Raw genomic sequence first — 24,716 nt, forward strand, 5'->3', positions numbered from 1 at the left:
GGTCAGCCGCGCTCCGCTGCCGTGCCGGCCGGCAGCCGGCGGTCCGGCCGCACTCCGAGCCCCGCCCGGCCGGTGTGCCCGTACCAGGCGGCGAAGAGCGCCACCAGCAGGACCAGCTCGCCGAGGTGCCCGCCGTAGTACATCCACTGCGCCGCCCGCTCGATCTCCGCCACCCCGTGCCCGCTGCCCGGAGGCAGCTCCGGGGCACGCGCGTGGAGCAGCTTGGCCAGGAAGGCGTGCGCGCCGCCGGCTCCGACGAGAACGGCGACGCGGACGGCCATGCCGGGGCGGCGGGGAGCCGGGTCAGGGCCCGCGACCGCCCAGGCGTACAGGTAGCCGGAGAGCAGGAAGTGCAGGTGCAGCGCGGAGTGCACCGGCTCGGAGCGGGTGCTGAGCGCGTAGAGCGGGGTGAGGTACAGCAGGTACAGCAGCCCGACGGCGAGCACGGCCGCGACGGCCACGTGCGAGACCAGGTGCACCACGCGCGCGCGGAGGACGGCGGCGACCGCCCGGCGGCCGCGCACCGGCAGCACGGCCAGCAGCAGGGTCCCGGGGGCGCCCAGCACGAGCGCGATCGGGGCGTACATGCCGAGCAGCAGGTGCTGGGCCATGTGGCCGCCCGCCGTCCCCGCCCCGATCGCCGGGGACAGCGCGACACCGGCCAGGACGGTGCCGAGCAGGAAGCTCGCCGTCCGCGCGCTGCTCCAGCGCCGCCCGCTGCCCCGCAGCCGGCCGGCACCCACGAGGTAGCCGGCCGCCGGGAGGACCGCGACGAGCGCCGGCACCACCCAGCCGGCCCACGGATCTCCCCCGGGGTCCGCGCCGCCGTGCGCCAGCAGCACGGGGCCGAGGCCGGCGGCGGTCAACGCCCGCGGTCCGCCGGTCGCCCCTCGTCCCGGGACCGCCAGGCCAGGACGGCCCCGAGGAGCAGCAGCGCCAGCCCCGCCCCGTTCCAGGCCAGGTCGTAGGGCAGCAGGTCGACGTCGTAGCGGACCTGGTGCACCCGCAGGAGCTTGTGGTCGACCAGCCCGTCGAACAGCTGGAACGCCCCGAGGCCCAGCACGAAGGCCGACCCCGCGGAGCGGCGGGCCAGCGTTCCGCGCCGCCGGAGCTCGGCGAACGAGAAGAAGCCCGCGACCAGCAGGACCAGGTAGACCGTCTGGAGCAGTCCGTCGGAGAGGAGCGCGACGTCGAGGGTGGCGCGGTCGTAGAAGTGGTGCCAGCTCAGCAGCTGGTGGAACACCACCTCGTCCACGGCCGCCATGACGGCGATGCCGAGAGCGATGCCGGTCAGGGACGACCGGCGACGGTCGACCGGCGCTGACCGGGCCCCTGTGCTCGTCACCGTGCCACTCCCCCCGCCGCCCGGGCCTGCCCCCGCTGTAGCCCGGACGGCGACCGGCCACACACGGGCCCGGCACCGCGCCGACGGAGGCGGCCGCCCCGGGTGGCGCGGTCAACAAGTGACGAACCGAACCGGTCCGTCTCGTTCCCTCCACCCTTCTCCCCGCCCACCCATCTCCCTACGGTGGGTATCAGCACGGAAGCGCAGCGTCGCCGGCGGTGAGCCGGCTCGGTGCCCCGTGGCCCGCCACCGAGAGGAACGACGTGTCCCTGCCCCAGCGCTCCCCCGCCACGGCTCTTACCCGTCCCGCCGGCTCCGGCCAGCACCCGGGCTACCGGCCCGGTGCGCCGCTCCCCCGGCCGGTGGCCCGCCACCCCCACGCGGGCATGCGCATCCAGCCCGGCGTCGTGCCGATGGGCCAGCGCCCCGTCGTCCCCCGGCCGACGGGTGAGCGGCCCGCGCCGCGGACGGTCTCCTTCCTCACCGTGGCCGAGGTCGCCGCGATCATGCGGGTGTCGAAGATGACCGTGTACCGCCTCGTCCACGGCGGGGAGCTGACCGCCGTCCGCGTCGGCCGTTCCTTCCGGGTTCCCGAGCCGGCGGTGCGCGAGTACCTGGCCGGCGCCCGCACCGACGTCGCCTGACCGCCGGGCCGGCCCCGGCACCGGGGCCTCGGGAAGTCCCGGCCCGGTCGCGGTGTTGACCCAGCGGATCCGACAACCGGGAGGCACATCTTGACCACAGAGACCGCGATCCTCGCCGGCGGCTGCTTCTGGGGCGCCCAGGACCTGCTGCGCAAGCGCCCAGGGGTGATCTCCAGCCGGGTGGGCTACTCCGGCGGTGACACGCCCAACGCCACGTACCGGAACCACGGTGACCACGCCGAGGCGGTCGAGATCGTCTTCGACCCCGAGGTGATCTCCTTCCGCGAGCTGCTGGAGTTCTTCTTCCAGATCCACGACCCGTCGACGAAGAACCGGCAGGGCAACGACGTGGGCCGCAGCTACCGCTCGGCGATCTTCTACACCTCCGAGGAGCAGCACCGCGTCGCCCTGGACACCATCGCCGACGTCGACGCCTCCGGCCTGTGGCCCGGCAAGGTCGTCACCGAGGTCGAGCCCGCCGGCGACTTCTGGGAGGCCGAGGAGGAGCACCAGGACTACCTGCAGAAGATCCCGTACGGCTACACCTGCCACTTCGTGCGGCCGGGCTGGGTGCTTCCCCGCCGCGAGGCGCAGACCGCCTGATCAGCCGGTCGCGGCCCGGCCCGGGGAGCCGGGGTCGGGCCGCGCACCGCTGGACCGCTCGCTGACGCCGACCGCAGCGCCCGGCCTCAGCCGGCGGCGTCCGTGCGCCTGATGTCGGTCCAGCCGGTCCAGCCGCGCCGTTCCAGGATCTGGAGCAGGCGGGGTGCGCACGGGAACGACTCGACGAAGGCGGCGTCGAGCAGCGCGATCAGGTCCTGGCTGATCGGCTCGCCCTCCTCCATCCCCGCGGCCTCGGCGGCCGCTCCCCAGAGGAACGCCTCCACCCGGTCGGCGAGCGCGGGCAGCCGCGGGTCGTCGGCGGCGCAGTCGGCGAGATCCGCGAGGTCCAGGTAGAGCCGGCGCACCCGCGGGTTCTCGACCTGGGCGAGCTTGGCGGCCATGAAGACCGGCACCTCCTCCGGCATCCGGGCCGCGATGAGGATCCAGCTGTCGCGCTCCACCTCGATCAGCCGCTGCGGGAACCCGTAGGCCTGCATCCGCTCCAGGTAGGTGACCACCTCGGCCGGTAGCGCCAGGCTGTCCCCTGCCGCCAGCTGGGCGATCCGCCGCCGGGAACGTTCCCGTTCGCGGATCTCGGCGCGCAGCCGGCGGTCGATCTCCCCGACCGCCGCCGCGAACTCCTCCTCCCCCGCCGCCAGCAGGTCGCGCACCCGCGACAGGGGTACGCCGGCCTCGGCCAGCGTCCGGATCCGGATCAGCTGCACGACGGCCGCCGCGTCGTAGCGCCGGTAGCCGGAGTGGTCCCGGTCGGGCTCGGGCAGCAGACCCTTGACGTGGTAGTGCCGCACGGCGCGCACCGTGACACCGGCGTACGAGGCCAGCTGGCTGATGGTCAGCATGCAGCCATCCGCCTGTTCGCCTCGCCGCCGACGGTCCGGGTCGGGACGGTGCTCACGGCTGCCTCCTCTCGCTGGTCGCGCACAGGGTGTCAGGCGATCTTGCTGCGGTAGGTGCGCATCGCGAGGGCGTAGGCGACGAGCAGGAGGCCGGGGCACCAGGCGACGGCGATCCAGCCGTCGTTCCCGACCGGCTGCTCGGCGTACAGGCCGCGAACGGTGTTCACGATCGGGGTGACCGGCTGGTTCTCGGCGAACCAGCGGACCGGCCCCGGCATGCCGCCGGTCGGCACGAACGCCGAGCTGATGAACGGCAGGAAGATCAGCGGGACGGAGAAGCCGCTGACCCCGTCGGCCGACTTCGCCGTCAGCCCGGGGATGACGGCCAGCCAGGTGAGCGCGAGGGTGAACAGCACCAGGATGCCGGCGACCGCCAGCCACGCGAGCACCCCGGCGCCGGAGCGGAAGCCCATGGCCACCGCGACGAGCACGACGAGCACCAGCGAGATCACGTTCGCGACGACCGAGGTCAGCACGTGGCCCCACAGCACCGCCGACCGGGCGATCGGCATCGACTGGAACCGTTCGAAGAGGCCGCCGGAGACGTCGGTGAACAGGCGGAAGGCGGTGTAGGCGATGCCGGAGGCGACGGTGATGAGCAGGATCCCGGGCAGCAGGTAGTCGACGTACCGGCCACCTCCCGTGTCGATGGCGCTGCCGAAGACGTAGACGAACAGCAGCAGCATGGCGATCGGCGTGACGGCGGTGGTGACGATCGTGTCGGGGCTGCGCAGGATGTGCCGCAGGGAGCGCTTGAGCATGACGGTGGTGTCGCGGACGACGTAGGTGGGCATCGGTGCGGTCCTCACTGGTCGGAGCCGTCGGAACCCACGACGGCCAGGAAGATGTCTTCGAGCGTGGGCTGCTTCTCGACGTACTCGACCGTCGCCGGGGGCAGCAGCCGCTTCAGCTCGGCGAGGGTGCCCTCGGCGATGATCCGGCCCCCGTGCAGGATCGCGATCCGGTGCGCGAGGTGCTCGGCCTCCTCGAGGTACTGCGTGGTCAGCAGCACCGTGGTGCCCTGGCCGGCCAGCTCCTGGACGGTCTTCCAGACCTCGAGCCGCGACTGCGGGTCCAGGCCGGTCGTCGGCTCGTCCAGGAAGAGCACCGGCGGGTCGCCGATCAGGCTCATCGCGATGTCGAGGCGACGGCGCATGCCACCGGAGTAGGTGGCCACCCGGCGTCCGGCGGCGTCGGTCAGGTCGAAGCGCGCCAGCAGGCGGTCGGCGATCCCCCCGGCGTCCTCGAGGTGCCGGAGCTCGCCGATGAGCACGAGGTTCTCCCGCCCGGTGAGGATCTCGTCGACGGCGGCGAACTGCCCGGTGAGGCTGCTCGACTCGCGCACCCGCGCGGGCTCGGCGGCGACGTCGTGGCCGTGCACGGCGGCGGTCCCGCCGTCGGCGCGGAGCAGCGTGGCGAGGATCCGCACCAGCGTGGTCTTCCCGGCGCCGTTGGCGCCCAGCAGTGCGTAGACGGTGCCCGGGGGGACGGTCAGATCGACGCCCCCGAGCACGGAGTGGTCGCCGTAGGACTTGGTGAGCCCGGCGATCTCGATGGCCGATGTCGTGGTCATGGCGAGAGCCTCCAGCCCTGACCCCGCGTCAAGGTCAAGACCGAATTCCGGGTCTCCCTCTCCCGGGGCCCCGGGTGCTCACCGGACCGCGGTGGCGTGCTCCTCGCGGTGGGCCAGCACCTCGTCCATGTGCGCCTCGGCCCAGGCCTTGAGACCGCGGATCGTCTCGTACAGCGAGAAACCCAGGCCGGTCAGCTCGTAGGTGACGGTGACCGGCACCGTCGGGGTGACGGTGCGGGTCAGCAGGCCGTCGCGTTCCAGGGAGCGCAGCGTCTGGGTGAGCATCTTCTGGCTCACCCCGGCCAGCCGGCGGGCCAGCTCGGAGTACCGCATCGGCCGGGGCTCACCGCTGCACGGGCCGCCGTCTGCCTGCGGGCCCCCGGTGCCGAGTGCGGCCAGCACGAGGGTCACCCACTTGTCCGAGATGCGATCGAGCAGCTGACGGCTCGGGCACGCCGCCAGGAACGCGTCGTACTCCGCCTTGTGCTGCGCCCGCTGCTGCTCGGCCGTCGTCGTGGTCATGAGCCGGTCCCCTTCCCCCTGGGTGCCCTACGCACTTCCAGGTGCCTGCTTCCCGTCAGGGAGTGACTCGACCATCCTCGGTCCCGGCGCCGACCGGCACCACCCCCACCACCCGAGAAGGGCAGGACATGAGCACGCTCGAGACGACACTCCCCGGCGGCAGCTGGACCCTGGGCGACCGGACCGTTCCCCGGTTCGGCTACGGCGCCATGCAGCTCGCCGGCCCCTGGGTCATGGGCCCGCCCGCCGACCCCGACGGCGCGCTCGCCGTCCTCCGGGAGGCCGTCGACCTGGGCATCACCCACATCGACACCAGCGCCGCCTACGGCCCGCACGTCACCAACCGGCTGATCCGCGACGCGCTGCACCCCTACCCGGACTCCCTGCTCGTCGCGACCAAGGTCGGCGCCGACCGCGACGCCGGAGGCGGCTGGCCCCCGGCCCGGCAGCCGGCGGACATCCGCCGCCAGGTGCGGGAGAACCTCGACGACCTCGGGGTCGACTCGCTCGACCTGGTGTACCTGCGGCTCGGCGACGCCGAGGGGCCGGTGGCCGGTTCGCTCGCCGAGCCCTTCGGGACGCTGGCCGAGCTGCGGCGGCAGGGCCTCGTCCGCCACCTCGGGGTCAGCAACGCGACGGCCGAGCAGGTCGCCGAGGCCCGCGCGATCGCCCCGATCGTCAGCGTGCAGAACATGTACAACCTGGCCCACCGCTACGACGACGAGCTCATCGACGCCCTGGCCGCCGACGGCGTCGCCTACGTGCCGTTCTTCCCGCTCGGCGGCTTCACCCCGCTGCAGGCCGCGGCGCTGTCCGGCGTCGCGGACCGGGCGGGGGCGTCGCCGATGGCGGTGGCGCTGGCCTGGTTGCTGCAGCGGTCGCCGAACGTGCTCCTGATCCCCGGGACGTCCTCGGTGACCCACCTGCGGGAGAACGTCGCCGGTGCGGCGCTCGCGCTGTCCGCCGACGACGTCGCCGAGCTGGACCGGATCGGCCGGCCGGGCAGCTGACCGGGGAGGTGCGGGACGTCCGGGAGCTAGTCCTCGATGACGTCCCGCCCCTCCTCCCGGAGCCGGGCCAGGCCGTCGAGCATGGCCGTCAGCACCTCCGGGGCGTGCCCCTCCCAGTCGTGCACCTCCTCGACGACGCGCAGCGGGGAACGGGTCCGGAAGGACCGGGTGGGGTTGCCCGGGAAGCGCTTGTCGGTCACGTTCGGGTCGTCCTCGAAGCCGCCCAGGGGCTCCACGACGTAGATGCGTCCCCGCTCGCCGCTCCCGGCCGGCGCGGTCGCCAGTTCCGCGCCCCAGACGGCGGTGTCCAGCAGCGCGGTGAAGTAGACGTTGTTGGCCACCCGGCCCTCCTGGAAGTTGGAGCCGTAGCCGGGGACCAGCTGGTCACCGACCTCCAGGACGGCCTTCGTGCCGTGGAAGAACGGCCCTCGGACGTGCGCGCAGTGCCCGTAGGTCACCGGGTCGTGGGTGCTGCTCTCGTCCATCCGCGTCCTTTCCTCGGAGCCCGGCGCCCGGCCGGCGTTCCCGCGAGGATGCCGGGCAGCGCCGCGGGGGTGAAGCCCTCCCGGAACCGCCGGGCACGACACGCGCGAACCCCACTGCCTCGACCGCCGCCGACGAGGCCGGGGCCGGGCCCGGGATGCTTGATGTGTGCAACGACCTGGGAGCGTGGAGCCGTGAGCAGCACTCCCCCGCCCCGCGCCCTCGTGCCGGTGCTGATCTTCGTGGGCGCGGTCGTCGCCGTCATCAGCAGCCTCGGCGCGCCCCTCATCCCGGCGATCGCCGACACGATGGGGACGACGCTGCCGGACGCCCAGTGGGCGCTCACGATCACCCTCCTGGTCGGCGCGGTGGCCACCCCGGTGATCGGCCGCCTCGGGGACGGTCCGCGGCGGCGCGAGGTCGTGCTCGCCGTCCTCGCCGTCGTCACGCTCGGCGGCCTGCTGGCCGCCCTTCCCCTGGACCTCGAGTGGCTGGTCGTGGGCCGGGGGCTCCAGGGGTTCGGGCTCGGCCTGACGCCGCTCGCGATGGCCACGGCCCGGGAGGCGCTCGACGGGGAACGGTCCCGGTTCACCGTCGCCGCGCTGTCGATCACCGTGGTCGCCGGCCTGGGGCTCGGCTATCCGCTCGCCGGGCTCGTCGCCGAGCTGGGTGGGGTGCACGCCGCGTTCTGGGCCGGCGCCGCGGTGAGCTTCGCCGCGCTCCTGGCCGCGGCCGCGGTGGTACCCGCCTCGCGCATCACGTCGCGCCGGCCGCTCGACGTGCTCGGCGCCCTCCTGCTGGGCGCCGGGCTGGCCGGTGCGCTGCTGGGCCTGGGCCAGGGCGAGGTGGAGGGCTGGACGTCGCCGCTGCCGCGGAGCCTGATCGCCGGCTCGGTCGTGCTGCTGGCGGGCTGGGCGTGGTGGGAGCTCCGGACGCCGTCCCCCCTCGTCGACCTCCGGCTCGCCCGCGGGCGCACCGCCGCGACGGCGCACTCGGCAGCCCTGCTCGTCGGGCTCTCGAACTACCTGCTGCTCGTGTCGGTACCCGTCCTGGTGCAGGCCCCGCGAACGGGCGGGCCAGGGTTCGGCGCCTCGATCCTGGTCGCGGGGCTGGCCCTGCTCCCGTTCTCGGCGGCCAGCGTGCTCGGCGGACGGCTCGCCCGGCTGCTGGCCGACCGCGCCGGGCCGCACCTCGTCCTGCCGGCCGCGGCCCTGGTGCAGGGCGGGGCGTTCCTCCTGTTCGAGCTCGCCCGCGGGGAGCTGTGGCAGGTGTTCCTCGTCATGGGCGTGGCCGGCCTCGGGGTCGGCGCCGCCTTCGCGGCCTTCCCGGCGCTGGTCATCTCCGCCGTCCCGGCGACGGAGACCGGCAGCGCGATGAGCCTCAACCAGGTGCTGCGCTACATCGGTTTCGCCGTCGGCAGCGCCCTGGCCGCCACCGTCCTCGCCGCCGCCACCCCCGACGGCGCCGCGGCACCGGGCAGCGGGGGGTACGGCCTGGTCGCCGCGATCGGGCTCGCGGTCTGCCTGCTGACCGCCGTCGTCGCGTGGCTGCTGCCCCCGCGCAGAACCCCGCAGCCGGCGGGGTGACCGGCCTCCACCGCCCCGGCCCGGCGACCCGGCGGCACGGCTGCCGGGCCGGGGCGAGCGGATCCCGGGTCAGCGCAGGGTCGTGGCGTCCATGACGAAGCGGTAGCGCACGTCGGAGGCGAGCACCCGCTCGTAGGCCTGGTTGACCTGGTCGGCGGCGATGACCTCCACCTCGGCCCCGATGCCGTTCCTGGCGCAGAAGTCGAGCATCTCCTGTGTCTCGGCGATGCCGCCGATCATCGAGCCGGCGTAGGTCCGGCGCCCGCCGATCAGCGACATGGCGTTGAGGCTCAGCGGCTCGGCCGGCGCGCCCACGTTGACCAGGGCGCCGTCCACGGCCAGCAACGACAGGTAGGCGTCGACGTCGATCACGGCACTCACCGTGTTGAGGACGAGGTCGAAGCGGCCGGCCAGCGCGGCGAAGGTGCCCGGGTCGCTGGTCGCGAAGTAGGCGTCGGCGCCCAGGCGGAGGCCGTCCTCCTGCTTCTTCAGCGACTGCGACAGCACCGTCACCTCGGCTCCCATGGCGTGCGCGAGCTTGACGGCCATGTGGCCCAGCCCGCCGAGGCCGACGACCGCCACCCGCCTGCCGGGCCCGGCGCCCCAGCGGCGCAGCGGCGACCAGGTGGTGATGCCGGCGCAGAGCAGCGGCGCCGCAGCCGCGGCGTCGATGCCGTCGGGCACCCGCAGGACGTAGCCGGCGTCGACCACCACGTGGGTGGAGTAGCCGCCCTGGGTGGTGCTGCCGTCCCGGTCGGTGCCGGCGTAGGTGGCCACCATCCCCCGGAGGCAGTACTGCTCGTCGCCGCTGCGGCAGTTGGCGCACTCGCCGCAGCTGCCGACCATGCAGCCCACGCCGACCCGGTCCCCGACCCGGTGGGCGGTGACGTCGGGGCCGACCTCGGCGACGACACCGACGATCTCGTGGCCGGGGACGACCGGGAACGGCTGCGGGCCCCAGTCGCCGTTGACGGTGTGGATGTCGGAGTGGCAGATCCCGGCGTACTCGATGGCGATGAGGACGTCGTGGGCGCCGACGTCCCGGCGCTCGATGGTGGTGGGGGCCAGCGGCTGACCGGCGGCGGGGGCGGCGTAGGCGTGGACTCGCATGGGTGGAACTCCTTCTCGGCGGCTGGTGCGGGGTCAGTCGGTCGTCGGAGCAGCGGCGACGGAGCTGCGGGTGATCTGCACGGCCGATCTCCTCCTGCGGTGGACGGGCAACTCCACGGAACGCCACCGGGGGCGCCCGTGGGAGGTCGCGTCTGTAGGGGGTAGAAGCTCGCCCTCCCTCCGCGGGCGCAGCGGCAGATCCAGCGCCGTAGCGTCGATCCGTGGACAACCGCTCCGACATCCGCGACTTCCTCGCCAGCCGGCGCGCCCGGATCACGCCCGCGCAGGCCGGGTTGCTGCCCGGTGGCGGGCGGCGACGGGTTCCCGGCCTCCGGCGCGAGGAGGTCGCCGTCCTCGCCGGGGTGAGCACCGACTGGTACACCCGGCTGGAGAAGGGCCACATCGCCGGCGTCTCCGAGGACGTGCTGGCGGCGGTCGCCCGGGCGTTGCAGCTCGACGACGAGGAGCGGACGTACCTGTTCGACCTGGCTCGCGCCGCGCGGCCGGCCCGGGCGCCGCAGCGCCGGAGCCGGGCGCAGCTCCCGCCGTCGGTGCAGTGGATGCTGGACTCGATGACCGGCTCGGCCGCGTTCGTCGCCAACCGCCGGCTGGACATCGTGGCCAGCAACACCCTCGGGTGGGCCCTGCACGCGCCGCTGTTCGACAACCCGAGCGGCGCGGCGAACTTCGCCAGGTTCCAGTTCCTCGACCCGCGGGCGGCCGACTTCTACCCCGACTGGGCCGGGGCGGCCGACGTCACGGTCGGGCTGCTGCGCGCCGAGGCAGGCCGCCGCCCGAACGACGCGCGCCTGCGCGAGCTGGTCGGTGAGCTCTCGACGGTCAGTGCGGAGTTCCGGACCCGGTGGGCCGCCCACGACGTGCGCATCCGCCACGACGGCCGGAAGCAGTTCCGCCATCCCGTCGTCGGCGCGCTCGACCTCACCTACCGCACCCTCGACCTGCCCACCGGCGACCCGTCGGACCCCCGCCTGACGATCTACACCGCCGAGCCCGGAACGCCGTCCGAGGACGCCCTCAGGCTGCTCGCCAGCTGGGCGGCCACCCGCGGCACCACCGAGACCGCGCCCGCCCGGGTGACCGAGGGCTCCTGATGCCGCGGCGGGTCACCGCTCGAGGTGCTCCCCCGGCGCGCGTCCGGGCGCCCCGGAGGACGGCCGACCCTCAGCGGGGCTTGACCAGGCAGGCCCAGACGAGCTTGCGGTCGGCCTCGTAGTGCACGCCGTGCTCGGCGGTGAGGTCGGCGACCACGTAGAGCCCGTAACCGCCCTGCCCGGCCGGGCGCTCCCTGGCCGGCGTCGGGACCCGTCCGGGAGCCGCGTCAGTGACGATCACGATCCACCGGCCCTCGTCGTCACCGATGTGCAGGCTCGAGGGAGGTGCGCCGTGGCGCAGCGCGTTCGAGGTGAGCTCGTCGATCACCAGGACGGCCCGCTCGACCGCGTCCTCCACCTCCGGGGCCACGGCCTCGTCCCGGCCGATCTCCAGGGAGGAGAGCAGGAAGTGCTGCACCTGCCGCCGCACCGCGCTCAGGCCGCGCAGCGACTCCAGCCGGAGCGAGACCCGGGTCGCGGCCGCCCTGGGCAGCGGGCTGTCGCTGCGCCAGGACGCGTAGGCCCGGGCGTACTCTGCCGGGGTCCGGCCCGGGCCGCTCACGGTCGCACTCCCCTCTGACGGGCGGCGGTCCTGGGGACGGCCGCCGCGATCACGGGGACCGGCCCGGACGGGCTCAGGGGTGCCCCCCGGGCTCGGTGACGGCCTCCGGGACCCGGCTCGGGCCGGCCTCGGCGGGGCGTGGGCGGTCCTGCCGGTGCAGCCGGACGGCGACCAGGGCGACGTCGTCCGTGGGGCGTCCCTCGACCAGCCGGTCGAGGAGCTGGTCGCAGAGCTCGTCGAGCGGGAGGTGTGCCAGCTCGACGGCGGCCCGGTCGAGCCGCTCGGCCCCGACGTCGAGGTCGCTGCCCGGCCGTTCGACCAGCCCGTCGGTGTAGAGCAGCACCGTGGCGCCCCGGGGCAGCGCCAGGACGATCTCCCCCCGGGTGCTGGTGCGGTCGACCCCCAGCATCAGCCGACCGGCGGCGCCGGGTACGTCGACCAGCCGCCCGAGCTCGTCGAGGACCACCGGGTCCGGGTGCCCGGCACTGGCCCACCGCAGCCGGGTGACGCCGCGGGCCACCTCCTCGGCGGTCTGCTCCAGCCGCCCGACCCCGACGGTGGCGTACGTGGCCAGACCGAGCTGGGCGATGGTGGTGTCCAGCGTGTCGAGCACCTGCGCCGGCCCGGGGCTGCCCGCCACGGCGATCCCGCGCAGCAGGCTGCGCAGCTGTCCCATGCTCGCCGCCGCGGCGACGTCGTGGCCGACGACGTCGCCGATGACCAGGCTGACGGCCCCGTCGGTCTGCAGGAACGCGTCGTACCAGTCCCCACCCACCTGGCCGGCGCCCGTGGCCGGCAGGTACCGCACGGCGATCTGGCAGTGGTCGGGCTGGAACGGCTCGCTGAGCATGCTCCGCTGCAGCTGCTCGGCCAGCTGCCGGCTGCGCTCCGCCGAACGGCGCTCCAGGGCGAGGGTCCGCAGCCGGTCCAGGGCCTGCGCGCACTGGGCGGCGAAGGCCTGCACCAGGTCCACCTCGTCGGCCGTGAACGTGCGCTCGACGGCCCACCCGGCCAGCAGCGACCCGAGCAGCCGGCCGCCGGTGGCCAGCGGGACGACGATCCAGGACCGCTGCCCGGACTGCTCGATGACCTCGCCCATCTCGGCGGTCCAGGCCTCCGCCTCGGCCTGGCTCCCGTGGACCACGGTCTCCCCGGTGCGCGCCACCCAGGCAGCGGGCAACCGGCTGTCCAGGCGGACGGTGCCGAACCGTCGCTGCGCCCGCTCCCCCAGGGACGGCGTCAGGGTGAGGTGGACGACGCCGCGGTCGTCGTCGCGCAGCGCGATCGCGCCGCCGTCCGCACCGATCGCGGCCAGTCCGGCACCGGCCAGGATGTCGGTGACGTCGGCGACGCGCTCGGCGGCCGCCAGCTGCAGCACCACCTGGGCCATCGCCGCGAGCCGACGGGTCGCCGCCTCCCGCGACGCGAGTACGGCCCGGAGCTCCTGGGTGCGCGCGAACAGGTCGGCCTCCAGGCCGTCGAGCCGGGCCCAGCTGCCGTCGGCCCGGTTCTCGGCGAGCCGCTCCCGCTCGGCCAGGTACTCCGAGACGTCCTCCACCCGCTGGAGCACCAGCTGGGTCACGCCGCTCTCGTCGAGCACCGGAGCGCTGATCAGCGACCAGGCCCGCGAGACCGGGCGACCGGTCCCCTGGTCGAGCACCTCGTACCGGAACAGCGGCATGTGGTCCGGCAGGCCGGTGTCGCGCGCCCGCTCGAAGGACGTCTGCAACGGGTTCACGCCGTCGGCGTCGAGCGTCTCGGGTGCGGGCGGGAACGCGTCGAAGACGTAGCGGCCGATCAGCTCCTCGCGCGTGCGTCCGAGCAGGTCCAAGTAGGCCTGGTTGGCCTCCCGGATGGTCAGGTCCGGGGACATGAGCAGGTAGGCGGTGGGCAGCGCGGCGAAGACCGCCGCGAAGTCCACGGCCGCGGCCCGGCCGACGCCGTCCCCGCACGCCGGACCCCCCACGAGCGCACTACCTCCGGACGGGACCGCCACGGAAGGTGGCGCGCAATACGACGGTGCCATCATCCGGCATCGCCCTCCCGGGCCGTCAGCGCCCCCGGCCGACCGTCGCCGCGCCCCGGTTCCGAGCTCCGTCCGTGGAGTGGCCGGTGAGGGCGCGCAGGGCCTCGCCGAGCGTGGCGACGTCGGCCAGCGGCGTGGCCGAGCTGCAGCTCACGCGGACCGCGCCGGGGAGCCGGTCGGCCCGGCCCACGCGAGCGTCGTCGTGGAACTGCTGCACCTCGGCCGGGGTGAGGCCGAACAGCCGGCTGAGGTAGGGGTGGGCGCAGAAGCACCCGCTGCGCACGCCGATGCCGTACTCCCGGGCCAGCCGCTCCGCGACCTCCTCGTGGGGCATCCCGTCGACGACGAAGGCGGCCACCGGCAGCCGGTCGCCGGTGGTGGGCCCCAGACGGCGCAGCCCAGGGACGGTGGCCAGCTCGTCGTCCAGCGCCCGGACGAGCAGGTCCTCGTGGAGCCGGTTCCGACCGGCCGCGGCGAGCAGCTCCTCCGCGGCGGCGGCCAGCGCCACGACGCCGATCACGTTGGGCGTGCCCGCGTCGTCCCGGTCGGGGGTGTCGGCCCAGACGACGTCGGTGTGCGAGACCGCCTTCACCGCGCCACCTCCGACGAGGAAGGGCTCGCCCTCGGCGAGCAGCCGACGGTCGACGACCAGGCCGCCGGCGCCGAAGGGCGCGAACATCTTGTGCCCGGACCAGGCGAGCACGTCGATGCCGAGCGCGGCCACGTCCACCGGGCGGTGCGGCACCAGCTGCGCCCCGTCGACCACCACCAGCACGCCCCGGGCCCGGGCCGCCGCGGTGATCGCGGCGAGATCGGGCAGCCACCCGGTCACGTTGGACGCCCCGGAGACCGCGAGCACGCGTGGGGTCGGCCGCGCGTCCAGGGCGGCGATCACGGCGTCGACGTCGTAGGTGCCGGACCGGTCGACGTCGACGACCCGCACCCGCGCGTGCCGCCGCCAGGGCAGCAGGTTGGCGTGGTGCTCGACCGCGGTGGTGACGACGACGTCGTCCCGGGTCAGGCCCAGCCGGAAGGCGATCAGGTTGAGGCCCTCGGTGGTGTTCGCGGGGAAGAGGGCCACGTGCGTCGACGGATCGGCGCCCACGAAGCGGGTCAGGGCCTCGCGCGCCTGCTCGTACCGGGCGCTGGTGACCCGCGACTTCGCCCCGGCTCCCCGGTGGACGCTGGAGTACCACGGCAGGAACTCCTGCACGGCACGGACGACGCCCTCCGAGGCCGACGTCGTGGCTGCGGCGTCGAGGTCGACGTAGCGGCGCGGCTCGCCGCCGACGGGGACGAGCAGGTCGGCGCCGACCAGTGCGTCGCGCCGGGAGGAGGTTCCCGTTCCGAACGAGGACGTCATCGCCATCGAGCTCCCGTCACGATCAGCCACCGTCCGGTGACCCCCTGGCAGCCTGCCACCGCTGAGCCGCGACATCGGGCGACGACACCGCGGTCACGCGCCGAGGAGCTCGGCCACCGCCCGCCGGGCACCGCGCCGATGCAGCAGCCCGGCCGCCCGCACGTAGGCCTGCCGGAAGCGCTCGTCCGCCCCGAGGTCACCGAAGACCTCCTCGAGCCCGAGCACCGCGAGCGGATCGCCGTCCGGGCCGCGCAGCAGCGGGACGAGCCGGTCCAGCCGGGCGTCCACCACGGGGATCGGCCGGCCGTCCTCGTCGGTGCCCACGGCGTACCGCGCCCAGGCGGCGACGGCGAGCACCGCCAGGTCGCACGGGCCGCCGGCGGCGAGCTGCGCCCGGATGACCGGCAGCACGAAGGTGGCGATCCGCTCCGACCCCTCGGCGCAGTTGCGCAGCAGGGTGTCGCTGACCGCCGGGTTGGCGAAGCGCTCCAGGAGCGTGCGCCGGTACCCGGCGAGGTCGGTGTCCGGAACCGGCGGGAGGGTCGGCGTGGCCTCGAGCCGCATGTACCGCTCGACCAGCTGCTCGAACAGCGGGTCGGCCATCACCTCGTCGACGCGGCGGTACCCGGCCAGGTACCCGAGGTAGGACATCACCTGGTGGCCGGCGTTGAGCAGCCGCAGCTTCATCAGCTCGTACGGGCGCACGTCCTCGACCAGCTGGACGCCGACGTCGGCCAGCGGCGGGCGGGCGTCGCTGAACCGGTCCTCCAGCACCCACTGCAGGTAGGGCTCGGCCACCACCGGCCAGCGGTCGGTCACACCAGTCTCGGCCGTCAGCCGCCGGCGGTCCTCGTCGGTGGTGGCCGGGGTGATCCGGTCGACCATCGAGTTCGGGAAGGCGACCGAGGCGGCGATCCAGTCGGCCAGCCCGTCGCCGGTGTGCGCCTCCTGCAGGCGGGTGAACTCCAGCAGCGTCTGCCGGGTCAGGTCGCCGTTGCTCTCCACGTTGTCGCAGGAGACGACCGTGAACGGCGGCGTCCCGGCCGCGCGCCGCCGGCGCAGCGCCTCGGCGAGCAGCCCGAACGCGGTGCGCGGCCGGGGGCCGGCGAGGTCGGCGGCCAGCGCGTCGTCCAGCCGGAACCGCCCGGTGGACTTGTCGGTGCTGTAGCCGCCCTCGGTGATGGTCATGCTGACCAGCCGGGTGCTCGGCGCGGCCATCGCCGCCAGCACCGCCTCGGGGTCGTCGTCCAGCAGCAGCAGCCGGACCAGCGAGCCCACGACCGACGCCTCGATCGATCCGTCCGCGTGCTTCAGGACCAGCGTGTAGAGCCCGTCCTGGGTGCGCAGCGCCGTGTGCAGCGGGCGGTCGGCGGCGAGCACCCCGACCCCGGTGATCCCCCAGTCGGCGTGCCCGAGTCCCAGCAGCCGGTCGAAGTACACCGCCTGGTGCGACCGGTGGAAACCGCCCACACCCAGGTGGACGACGCCGCGGCCGACGGCGGCGCGGTCGTAGGCCGGCCCCGGTACGCCCGCGGGCAGCGCGGGCAGGGGCGACTCGCTCCGCGGGGTGGTGGTCATGGGTGGGGCTCCTCTGCGAGGGACGGTGCGGCGTGGGGGGAACCGCCGGTCCCCGGCTCCGGGGACGACGACGGGAACAGGGTCGAGGCGTCCGCCGGGGACCAGCACGACCGGCGCTCGAGCAGGCGGACGGGGAGCACCGTGTGCCGGCGGAACCGCCGGTCGGGCGCCGCGAGGCGCGCGACCACCCGCTCGGCGGCCAGCCGCCCCAGGCCCGCCGGGTCCTGGTCGACGACGGTCAGCGCCGGCGAGAGCATGTGCGCCATCGGGAAGTCGCCGAAGCCGACGACGGCCCAGGTGCTGCCGGCCAGGGCGGGCACCAGCGACATCGTCGTCCGGGCATCACCGCTGACGAGGGCCGTCGGTGGCGCGCCGGCGGACCGGAGCCGGTGCAGCACGCCGTCCGCGCTCCCCCGGTCGCCGGCGCAGAAGGCGACGAGCTCGTCGCCCGACCCGAGGCCGGCGTCGGCCAGCGCCGCCCGGTGACCGGCGAGACGTTCCGCGGTGGTGCTCATGGCCGGGCTGTCCCCGACGAACGCGATGTGGCGGTGGCCGTGCGCGATCAGGTGCTCGGTCGCGAGCCGGCCACCCGCGCAGTCGTCGCCGGTGAAGGCGTCGGCGGCCAGGCCCCGGGGCGGCCGGTCGACGAAGACGACCGGGAGCCGGGGAGCCCACACGCCGAGGTGACCGTGGTCCTGGGACGTCGGGGCGACCACCAGACCGCTGAGCGAGCGGCGCAGCAGCGACTCCAGCGCGGCCGCCTCGAGCGCCGGGTCGTAGCCGATGCTGCTCACCAGGACGGCCATGTCCGCGCGCGCCGCGACCTCCTCGACCGCCTTGGCCAGGACGGCGAAGAAGGGGTCGGCGAGGTCGGGGACCGCCACCCCCAGCACCGGCGGGCGGCCGGTGCGGAAGGACCGGGACAGGGAGGTGGGGACGTAGCCGAGCTCCCGCATCGCCTCCGCCACCCGCGCCCTGGTCTCCGGCAGGACGTGGGGGTCGTCGTTGAAGACCCGGGAGACCGTCTTGGCGCTGACCCGGGCGCGCGCGGCGACGTCCCGCATCGTCGTCATGGCGCCGCGGTTCCCCGCGGGCGCGGTCGGGCGGGCACGGGTCAGCGGGCGGTGTAGCCGCCGTCGACGGGCAGCGACACCCCGGAGATCATCGAGGCGTCGTCGCTGAGGAGGAAGACGATCGGCGCGGCGATCTCGTCCTCGGTCGCCCACCGCCCGAGCGGCATCTGGTCGAGGAAGGGCCCCTCGATGTCCGGCCGCCCCCAGTACCAGGCCGACATCTCGGTCATGACCACGGTCGGGTTCACGCTGTTCACCCGGATCCCGTACCTGCCCAGCTCGAGGGCCGAGACGCGGGTGATGTTGTCCAGCGCCGCCTTCGAGGAGCCGTAGGAGATGTGGCCGGGCAGCGCCACGAGACCGGCCTGGCTGGAGACGTTCACGATGGCGCCGCCCCGGCCCAGCCGGATCATCGACGCCGACGCGTACTTGGTGACCAGCAGCGCGCCGCGGGCGTTGACGCTGATGACCTTGTCGAAGACGTCGATGTCGGTCTCCATCGGGGTGGCGATCTCGCCGCCGAAGCCGCCGCAGTTCACCACGCCCCACACGTCCAGCCCCCCGACCGCCGAGCGGACGCTGTCCTCGGAGGTCAGGTCGAACGCGAGCGGGCGGGCCCCGGTCTCGGCGGCGAGCCGCTCCAGCGACTCCACCGATCGGCCGCTGGCGATGACGTCGGCGCCGGCGGCCCGGAGCCGGCGCACCGTGGCCCCGCCGATGCCGCCGGAGGCCCCGGTCACCAGCACGGTGCGGCCGTCGAAGTCGGTCATGGAAGGGCATCTCCTCAGCAGCTGCCGGCGCGGTCGTGCCCCGCCGCGGGAGCGCCGGTCGCCGGTCCGATGCAACCACACCCGGCCGGCCATGTCACCGGTGACATGACCAGCCGCGCGGCGCGTTGACGGCGCCGCCGTCCCGTCTCTACCGTCGTCGGCGCCCCGCTGCGGCCGCCCCCGGCGGCAGCGGCCGCCGACCCGGGAGGAGGGGCGAGGTGCACGAGCAGACCCTGCCCGACGCGGGCTCCCCGCCGGTCGTGCGCGCTACCCCGCAGCAGCTGGTCGAGCGGGCCGCCGCCCTCGCGCGCCCCGGCACCCGGCGCCTGCTGGGCATCACCGGCGCTCCGGGCGCGGGGAAGTCGACCCTCTGCGCCGCGCTGCTCGACGCCCTCGGCGACCGGGCGGCGCTGGCGGCCATGGACGGCTTCCACTACGCGAACGCCGAACTGGCGAGGCTCGGGCGCGCCGACCGCAAGGGGGCACCGGACACCTTCGACGTCGACGGCTACGTCGCCCTGCTCGACCGGTTGCGGACGCCGCCCGCGGTGCCGGTCTACGCGCCGGTGTTCGACCGCGCGCTCGAGGAGCCGATCGGCAGCGCCGTCCCGGTCTGGCCGGACACCCCGCTGGTGCTCACCGAGGGGAACTACCTGCTCCTGGACGAGCACGGCTGGTCCGCGGTGCGCACCCGCCTGGACGAGGTCTGGTACCTGGACCTCGCGCCGGCGGTGCGCGAGCGGCGGCTGCTCCGCCGGCGGCGGTCCTACGGCCACGAGCCGGAGGCGGCCGAGGCCTGGGTGCGTTCGGTCGACGGGCGCAACGCCCGGACCGTCGAGACGTCGCGGCCGCGCGCCGACCTCGTCGTCCACCTCGACGTCCCGGAGACGACCGGGGACGACCTGCCGGGCTGACCCGCCCGCGCGGACGCCCCGCCCCTCGGGAGAGGGACGGGGCGTCGAGCGTCGCCGCGGCTCAGCAGCTGGAGCGGTACACCGCGTCCTGGTTGTCGGCCAGGTTCTCCTTCGTGAGGATCGTGAACCCGGTCTGGATCTCGGCCTCCGGCTCCTCACCGTTCAGCTCGGCGACGACCTGCTCGAGGCCCTGCCGGCCGATCTCGGCCGGCTGCTGGGCCACGAGGGCCTGCACGGTGCCGTTCTCCAGCGCCTCGACCTGGGCCGGGCCGGCGTCGAAGCCCACGACGGTCACCTGCTCCTCCGCACCCGCCTGACGCAGCCCGGTGGCCGCCCCCTCCGCGGCGAAGAGGTTGGTGCCGAAGATGCCGATCAGGTCGGGGTCGGACTGGAGCGTCGAGGTGACGATCCGGGCGCCCTCGGCGACCTCGTTCTGCGCGTACTGCGTGGGCAGGGCGGTGAACTTCGGGTCCTCGGCCAGGGCGTCGAGGAAGCCCTTGATCCGCGCCTCGTTGGTGCTGATGCCCGGCTCGTGGCCGACGATGAGGACCTTGCCGCCGTCCGGGTTGGCCTCCTGGATGGCCTGGAAGGCCGCGGCCCCGCCGCCCTCGTTGTCCGAGGCGACCTGGGTGATCGCCATGGAGGGGTCCTCCAGGGTGGTGTCGACCAGGCCGACGGTGACCCCCGCGTCCGCCGCCGCCTTGATCGGGCGGTACATGCCGGTGACGTCGGTCGGCGCGATGAGCAGCCCGTCCGGCGAGCTCGCCACGACGCTGTCGACGATCGGCGTCTGCTGGGCCGGGTCGAACTGCTGGGGACCCTGGGTGGTCACCTCGACGCCGAGCTCCTCGGCCGCCTCCTGGATGCCGCACTCCATGGTGATGTAGAACTCGTCACCGGCTACGCCCTGGACGAAGGCCACCTCGTAGGCCTCCGATCCCCCGCCGCTCCCGCCGGCCGACCCGCCGTCGGAGTCGTCACCGCCGCAGGCGGCGAGAGCGAGGGCGAGCGCCGAGATGGCGGCGATCCGGGCAGTGATGCCTCTGTTCACTGTGCTTCCTTTCGACGTGCCCCTTGTGGGCGGGAGAACCGGGAGAACAAGGAACGACGGGTGCTCGCCCCGCGGCTGGCGGCGGCGCGGCGGACCTGGTCGACGTAGACCGCGGCGATGAGGAACGCACCGACGACGACCTGCTGCCAGAAGGGCTGGACGCCCATGATCACGAAGCCGTTCTGCAGGACGGCGGGGATGAACAGACCGATCACCGTGCCGGCGATCGTGCCGATGCCGCCGAAGAGGCTCGTGCCGCCGATGACGACACCGGCGATGACGTTGAGCGCGGTGTTCGACTGCCCGGCGATCGTGGTCGAGGAGAAGAAGGCGAGGTTCAGGATGCCGGCCAGGCCGGCGCAGAACCCGGCCAGCGTGTAGACGAGGATCAGGTGCCGGTCCGCCCTGACGCCGACCCGCCGCGCGGCCTCGTCGTTGGAGCCGACGGCGTAGGTGTACCGGCCGAAGCGGGTGCGGTGCAGGATGACCGCGCCGATCACGATGACGGCCAGCGCGATCAGCGACAGGTAGGGGATCTGGCCGAACAGCCGGCCGAAGCCGATCGTGTCGGTCAGCACCGTGGGCGCGCCCCGCAGGTCGATGCCGCCGGTCAGGATCTGCGCGGCGCCCAGCGCCATGCCCAGCGTGCCCAGGGTGACGATCAGCGGGGGCACCTTCAGGCGGGCGACGACCACGCCGTTGAACAGCCCCCACAGCGTGCCGGAGCCGCAGGCGGCCAGGGCGCCGACGATCGACACCCCGACGCCCTGCCCACCCAGGGCCTCCATGGTCTTGGCCGCGACCACGCCGCTGAAGACCAGCACGCTGCCGACGGAGAGGTCGATGCCGCCGGTGATGATCACGAACGTCATCCCGACGCCGATGATCGCCAGGATGGAGACGTTGACGACGACGTTGCGGAAGTTGTTGATCGACAGGAACGCGTCCGGCTCGGCGATGCTGAACAGCACGATGAGGATGAGCAGCACGCCCAGGATCTGGAACGCCTGGGCGCCCACGAGGCGCTGCAGCGTGGACTTCGGCTTCTCCTCGTCGACCGCTGCGGCGTCCCGGTCCGGCTCCGTCGCGGTGGTCACGCCGCCTCCTCCTGGCTGATCGCGCCGGTCATGGCCCCCACCAGCTCCTCCATCGAGGTCTGCTTGGCGTCGTAGGTCGCCACCCTGCGGCCGAGGCGGAGCACCTGGATGCGGTCGGCCACCTCGATCACGTGCGGCATCGAGTGGCTGATGAGCACGACGGCGATGCCGCGGTCGCGCACCCGCCGGATCAGGTCCAGCACGTTGCGGGTCTGCACCACGCCGAGGGCCGCGGTGGGCTCGTCGAGGAAGATCACCCGGCTGGCCCACGCGGCCGCGCGGGCCACGGCGATCTGCTGCCGCTGGCCACCGGACATCGCGCCGACGGGTGCGGTGAAGTCCCGCACCGTCGCGCCGAGGTCGGCGAAGGCCCGCTGGGTCTTCTCCTTCATCTCGGCGTGGTCCATGAAGCCGAGCTTCCCGAGCAGGCCGGAGCGCATGACCTCGCGACCGAGGTACATGTTCTGCACCGGGTCCAGGTGCGGGGCGAGCGCGAGGTCCTGGTAGACGGTCTCGATGCCCAGCGCGCGGGCCGCGGCGGGGCTGTCGATCGTGACGCGCTTCCCGTCGCTGTACAGCTCGCCCGAGTCGATGGCGAGCGAGCCGGAGAGCGCCTTGACGAGGGTGCTCTTGCCGGCGCCGTTGTCGCCGATGAGGGCGACCACCTCACCGGGCTCGATGTCGAAGTCGGCGCCGTCGAGGGCACGGACGTGCCCGAACTCGCGCCGGAGGCCCCGGGCCTCGAGGGCGGCGGTCACCGCGCCCCCTCCTGTGCGTGCGGCGTCGTCATGGTCGACGCCCTCCCTTCTGCTCCGTGGCGCACCCTGTCCTGCAAGCTGTCCTGCGGCACGTGGCCGTCGCCCCCCTCGTGGCCGGGCGGCCGGAGCTCTCCGGAGCCCCGCGCCACGAGCCCGACCGGCACCATCACCGTCTCCGCCGGGGCGTCGGGCTCGTCGAGCCGGCGGAACAGCCGCTCGGCGGCGGCGCGACCGATGACCTCGGGGTCGTGGTCCAGGACCGTGACCGCCGGGACGAGGGAGTCGGCCATCGCGAAGTCGTCGAAGCTGACCACCGCGACGTCGGTGCGCCCGCGGCCGTGCAGCAGCGGCACCAGCCCCAGCGAGCAGCGCATGTTGGACGAGAAGATCGCCGTCGGCGGCTGCGGCGCGGCGAGCAGCAGCTCGGCCGCCTCCCGGGCCTCGGCCGCCGTCCCGGCGCCCACGGCGACGAGCGACTCGTCGCCGGCGAGCCCGTGCGCGGCGAGCGCCCGGCGGTAACCGGCCAGGCGCAACCGGGTGGTCGGGTTGCGCAGCTCCGACCCGAGGAAGGCGACCCGCCGGTGGCCGTGGTCGAGCAGGTGCCGGGTCGCCGTCTCCGCGGCGGCGAGGTCGTCGACCAGCACGGCGTCGCTGACCAGCCCCTCCGGGAGCCGGTCCACGAACACGATCGGCGTCCGCCGGCCGGGCCCGGCGAGGTAGGTGTGGCTCTGGGCCATCGGGGCGACGATGAGGCCGGCGACCTGGCGGACGAGCAGGCTCTCCACGATCACCGACTCCCGCTCCGGCTCCTGGTTGCCGACGCTCGAGACCATCACCGCCAGGCCCCGCTCGTACGCGGCCTGCTCGACGGCGCTGGTGAGCCGGGCGAAGAACGGGTCGGCGAGGCTCTCGACGACCAGGCCCACGACGTCGGCGCGGCCGACGCGCAGCGAGCGGGCCACCAGGTTGGGCTGGAAGCCCAGCTCGGCGATCGCCTTCTGCACCCTGGCCCGGGTGCCGGGGGTGACGTGCGCGTCGTCGTTCACGACGCGGGAGACCGTCTTCGCGCTCACCGCCGCGAGGCGGGCGACGTCACGCAGCGTGACGCGCTCACGCACGACTGCTCCCCCGGGGCGCGTTCGACGGCACGACGCCCAGCGGGCGCGCGGTCGGGGCGGGGACGGGCACGGCGGGCACCTCTGGGGCGTCGGTGAGCTGTCGTGGGTGACGTGGGTCATGCAAAACCGCTTTGTCATCGATGTCAAGCCATCGATATCTGGTCGAGACCGAGTTGTTGCCGGGAGCTACTGTCCCTCCACCGACCCCGCCGGCCGGCCAGATCGGCCATCCCCGAGGAGGACCCATGACGACGACCGGTGACTCTCCGCAGTCCGGTTCCTGGACGTCGCTGCCGAGCCACCGCGCCTGGCTGGACGCCGAGGGCGAGCGGCTGCTGGCCTTCGCGGAGTCGGCCGGTGGTGCGCCGGCCGGGTTCGCCTGGCTCGACGACGACGGCCGTCCCGACGCGGCGCAGGCGCCCCAGCTGTGGATCACCGCGCGGATGACGCACGTCTTCGCGCTGGCCCACCTGCGCGGGCGGCCCGGCGCCGGGCCGCTGGTCGACGCCGGGCTGGCCGCCCTCACCGGCCCGTTCCGGGACGCCGAGCACGGCGGCTGGTTCTCCTCGCTGACCGCGGAGGGTGCACCCGCCGCCACCGACAAGTCCGCCTACGACCACGCCTTCGTCGTGCTGGCCGCGGCCAGCGCCACGGCCGCCGGCCGACCGGGCGCGGCGGAGCTGCTGGCAGACGCGCTCGCGGTGGTGGAACGGCACTTCTGGCGGGACGAGGAGGGCCGGTCGGTCGAGAGCTGGGACCGCGCGTGGACCGAGCTGGAGGCCTACCGCGGCGCCAACAGCAACATGCACACGGTCGAGGCCTTCCTCACCGTGGCCGCCGTGACCGGCGACGACCGGTGGCTCACCCGGGCGACGAGCATCGCCGAGCGGCTGGTGCACACGGCGGCCCGCGAGAACGGCTGGCGGCTGCCCGAGCACTTCGATCCCGGCTGGCGGCCGCTGCCGGACTACAACGCCGACCGGAAGAACGACAAGTTCCGCCCCTACGGCTCCACCCCCGGCCACTGGCTGGAGTGGTCCCGCCTGCTGCTGCACCTGGAGGCCGCGCTCGGCGCCGACGCCCCCGGCTGGCTGCTCCCCGACGCCCGCAGCCTGTTCGCCGCCGCCGTCGAGGTCGGCTGGGCGCCCGACGGGGAGCCCGGCTTCGTCTACACGCTGGACTGGGCGGACCGGCCGGTCGTCGCCTCCCGGCTGCACTGGGTCCTCACCGAGGCCATCGGCGCCGCGGCCGCGCTCGTCCAGCGCACGGGCGAGCCCGGCTACGAGCGCTGGTACCGCACGTTCTGGGACGAGGCCGTGACCCGCTTCGTCGACCGGGAGCGCGGCAGCTGGGTGCACGAGCTGCCCGTCGGGGAGGCCGACGCCGTCTGGTCGGGCAAGCCCGACGTCTACCACGCCTACCAGGCCACGCTGCTCCCCCAGCTCCCGCTGGCCCCGGTGCTGGCCGCGGCGCTGCGGCGGGAGCCCGGTGCGGGCTGAGG

General features: G+C 74.6%; 25 protein-coding genes. 7 read left to right on the forward strand and 18 right to left on the reverse strand.

Annotated features, from left to right (window positions below; genetic code table 11):
* Positions 1–2: 2 nt before the first annotated feature.
* Both BD833_RS00785 and BD833_RS00790 read right to left on the reverse strand, forming a co-directional pair.
* Complete coding sequence (locus tag BD833_RS00785; protein WP_166531223.1) at positions 3–866, reverse strand: cytochrome c oxidase assembly protein; 864 nt, start codon at positions 864–866, stop codon at positions 3–5.
* The gene (locus BD833_RS00790; RefSeq protein ID WP_243737363.1) at positions 863–1,345 is read right to left on the reverse strand and encodes a DUF2243 domain-containing protein; all 483 of its coding nucleotides are present in this window, start codon (positions 1,343–1,345) and stop codon (positions 863–865) included. The genes BD833_RS00785 and BD833_RS00790 overlap by 4 nt, the downstream gene beginning before the upstream one ends.
* A gap of 263 nt (positions 1,346–1,608) precedes the next feature.
* Here BD833_RS00790 and BD833_RS23500 point away from each other — a divergent pair, with 263 nt between their 5' ends.
* Both BD833_RS23500 and msrA read left to right on the forward strand, forming a co-directional pair.
* The gene (locus BD833_RS23500; RefSeq protein WP_243737364.1) at positions 1,609–1,989 is read left to right on the forward strand and encodes a helix-turn-helix domain-containing protein; all 381 of its coding nucleotides are present in this window, start codon (positions 1,609–1,611) and stop codon (positions 1,987–1,989) included.
* A 90-nt stretch (positions 1,990–2,079) separates the two neighbouring features.
* A complete protein-coding gene (gene msrA, locus BD833_RS00800; protein ID WP_166531224.1) occupies positions 2,080–2,592 on the forward strand; it encodes a peptide-methionine (S)-S-oxide reductase MsrA in 513 nt (170 codons plus the stop codon).
* An 86-nt stretch (positions 2,593–2,678) separates the two neighbouring features.
* On the opposite strand, the gene BD833_RS00805 is transcribed toward msrA, so the two are convergent.
* From BD833_RS00805 to BD833_RS00820, 4 genes are all read right to left on the reverse strand, one after another.
* Positions 2,679–3,452, reverse strand: coding sequence for a MerR family transcriptional regulator (locus BD833_RS00805; protein ID WP_166531225.1), 774 nt, complete (start codon positions 3,450–3,452; stop codon positions 2,679–2,681).
* A gap of 89 nt (positions 3,453–3,541) precedes the next feature.
* Positions 3,542–4,303, reverse strand: coding sequence for an ABC transporter permease (locus tag BD833_RS00810; protein WP_166531226.1), 762 nt, complete (start codon positions 4,301–4,303; stop codon positions 3,542–3,544).
* 11 nt (positions 4,304–4,314) lie between these two features.
* Complete coding sequence (locus BD833_RS00815) at positions 4,315–5,082, reverse strand: ABC transporter ATP-binding protein (protein WP_166531227.1); 768 nt, start codon at positions 5,080–5,082, stop codon at positions 4,315–4,317.
* A gap of 78 nt (positions 5,083–5,160) precedes the next feature.
* A complete protein-coding gene (locus tag BD833_RS00820; RefSeq protein ID WP_166531228.1) occupies positions 5,161–5,604 on the reverse strand; it encodes a winged helix-turn-helix transcriptional regulator in 444 nt (147 codons plus the stop codon).
* 128 nt (positions 5,605–5,732) lie between these two features.
* Here BD833_RS00820 and BD833_RS00825 point away from each other — a divergent pair, with 128 nt between their 5' ends.
* Positions 5,733–6,614, forward strand: a complete 882-nt coding sequence (locus BD833_RS00825) for an oxidoreductase (protein WP_166531229.1) — start codon at positions 5,733–5,735, stop codon at positions 6,612–6,614.
* A 26-nt stretch (positions 6,615–6,640) separates the two neighbouring features.
* Here BD833_RS00825 and arr read toward each other — a convergent pair whose 3' ends face one another.
* On the reverse strand, positions 6,641–7,099 hold the full coding sequence (gene arr / locus BD833_RS00830; RefSeq protein ID WP_166531230.1) for an NAD(+)--rifampin ADP-ribosyltransferase: 459 nt from the start codon (positions 7,097–7,099) through the stop codon (positions 6,641–6,643).
* A 192-nt stretch (positions 7,100–7,291) separates the two neighbouring features.
* On the opposite strand from arr, the gene BD833_RS00835 reads away from it, so the two are divergent.
* Complete coding sequence (locus tag BD833_RS00835; RefSeq protein ID WP_243737365.1) at positions 7,292–8,683, forward strand: MFS transporter; 1,392 nt, start codon at positions 7,292–7,294, stop codon at positions 8,681–8,683.
* Positions 8,684–8,752: 69 nt separating this feature from the next.
* Here BD833_RS00835 and BD833_RS00840 read toward each other — a convergent pair whose 3' ends face one another.
* Positions 8,753–9,793, reverse strand: a complete 1,041-nt coding sequence (locus tag BD833_RS00840; protein ID WP_166531232.1) for an NAD(P)-dependent alcohol dehydrogenase — start codon at positions 9,791–9,793, stop codon at positions 8,753–8,755.
* 221 nt (positions 9,794–10,014) lie between these two features.
* Here BD833_RS00840 and BD833_RS00845 point away from each other — a divergent pair, with 221 nt between their 5' ends.
* A complete protein-coding gene (locus BD833_RS00845) occupies positions 10,015–10,905 on the forward strand; it encodes a helix-turn-helix transcriptional regulator (RefSeq protein WP_166531233.1) in 891 nt (296 codons plus the stop codon).
* Between the two features lie 70 nt (positions 10,906–10,975).
* On the opposite strand, the gene BD833_RS00850 is transcribed toward BD833_RS00845, so the two are convergent.
* The 6 genes from BD833_RS00850 to BD833_RS00875 form a co-directional block, all read right to left on the reverse strand.
* Entirely contained in the window at positions 10,976–11,467 is a 492-nt protein-coding gene (locus tag BD833_RS00850) for an ATP-binding protein (RefSeq protein WP_166531234.1), read from the reverse strand.
* Between the two features lie 73 nt (positions 11,468–11,540).
* A complete protein-coding gene (locus BD833_RS00855; RefSeq protein WP_166531235.1) occupies positions 11,541–13,433 on the reverse strand; it encodes a SpoIIE family protein phosphatase in 1,893 nt (630 codons plus the stop codon).
* A gap of 85 nt (positions 13,434–13,518) precedes the next feature.
* Positions 13,519–14,856: an aminotransferase class V-fold PLP-dependent enzyme gene (locus tag BD833_RS00860; protein WP_166531236.1), complete on the reverse strand. Its 1,338-nt coding sequence runs from the start codon at positions 14,854–14,856 to the stop codon at positions 13,519–13,521.
* Between the two features lie 93 nt (positions 14,857–14,949).
* Positions 14,950–16,434 carry a mannitol dehydrogenase family protein gene (locus BD833_RS00865; protein WP_166531237.1) on the reverse strand — a complete coding sequence of 495 codons (1,485 nt, stop codon included), beginning with the start codon at positions 16,432–16,434 and terminating at the stop codon, positions 14,950–14,952.
* Positions 16,431–17,507: a LacI family DNA-binding transcriptional regulator gene (locus tag BD833_RS00870; protein WP_243737366.1), complete on the reverse strand. Its 1,077-nt coding sequence runs from the start codon at positions 17,505–17,507 to the stop codon at positions 16,431–16,433. Before BD833_RS00870 ends, BD833_RS00865 begins: the two co-directional genes overlap by 4 nt.
* 41 nt (positions 17,508–17,548) lie before the next feature.
* Positions 17,549–18,277 carry an SDR family oxidoreductase gene (locus BD833_RS00875; protein WP_166531238.1) on the reverse strand — a complete coding sequence of 243 codons (729 nt, stop codon included), beginning with the start codon at positions 18,275–18,277 and terminating at the stop codon, positions 17,549–17,551.
* A 218-nt stretch (positions 18,278–18,495) separates the two neighbouring features.
* Between BD833_RS00875 and BD833_RS00880 the strand changes: the two genes are divergently transcribed.
* Positions 18,496–19,191 carry a nucleoside/nucleotide kinase family protein gene (locus BD833_RS00880; protein ID WP_166531239.1) on the forward strand — a complete coding sequence of 232 codons (696 nt, stop codon included), beginning with the start codon at positions 18,496–18,498 and terminating at the stop codon, positions 19,189–19,191.
* A 61-nt stretch (positions 19,192–19,252) separates the two neighbouring features.
* On the opposite strand, the gene BD833_RS00885 is transcribed toward BD833_RS00880, so the two are convergent.
* Genes BD833_RS00885 through BD833_RS00900 form a run of 4 tightly spaced genes read right to left on the reverse strand, consistent with a single transcriptional unit; the run spans position 19,253 to position 23,215 of the window.
* A complete protein-coding gene (locus BD833_RS00885; protein ID WP_166531240.1) occupies positions 19,253–20,242 on the reverse strand; it encodes an ABC transporter substrate-binding protein in 990 nt (329 codons plus the stop codon).
* On the reverse strand, positions 20,239–21,339 hold the full coding sequence (locus tag BD833_RS00890; protein ID WP_166531241.1) for an ABC transporter permease: 1,101 nt from the start codon (positions 21,337–21,339) through the stop codon (positions 20,239–20,241). The genes BD833_RS00885 and BD833_RS00890 overlap by 4 nt, the downstream gene beginning before the upstream one ends.
* Positions 21,336–22,097 (reverse strand): ATP-binding cassette domain-containing protein, encoded by a 762-nt coding sequence (locus BD833_RS00895; protein WP_166531242.1) that lies wholly within the window; start codon positions 22,095–22,097, stop codon positions 21,336–21,338. The genes BD833_RS00890 and BD833_RS00895 overlap by 4 nt, the downstream gene beginning before the upstream one ends.
* Positions 22,094–23,215 carry a LacI family DNA-binding transcriptional regulator gene (locus BD833_RS00900; RefSeq protein WP_166531243.1) on the reverse strand — a complete coding sequence of 374 codons (1,122 nt, stop codon included), beginning with the start codon at positions 23,213–23,215 and terminating at the stop codon, positions 22,094–22,096. Before BD833_RS00900 ends, BD833_RS00895 begins: the two co-directional genes overlap by 4 nt.
* A gap of 245 nt (positions 23,216–23,460) precedes the next feature.
* On the opposite strand from BD833_RS00900, the gene BD833_RS00905 reads away from it, so the two are divergent.
* A complete protein-coding gene (locus tag BD833_RS00905) occupies positions 23,461–24,714 on the forward strand; it encodes an AGE family epimerase/isomerase (protein WP_166531244.1) in 1,254 nt (417 codons plus the stop codon).
* Positions 24,715–24,716 lie beyond the last annotated feature (2 nt).

The organism is Blastococcus xanthinilyticus (assembly GCF_008124835.1).
In the GTDB taxonomy this organism is placed as follows: domain Bacteria; phylum Actinomycetota; class Actinomycetes; order Mycobacteriales; family Geodermatophilaceae; genus Blastococcus; species Blastococcus xanthinilyticus.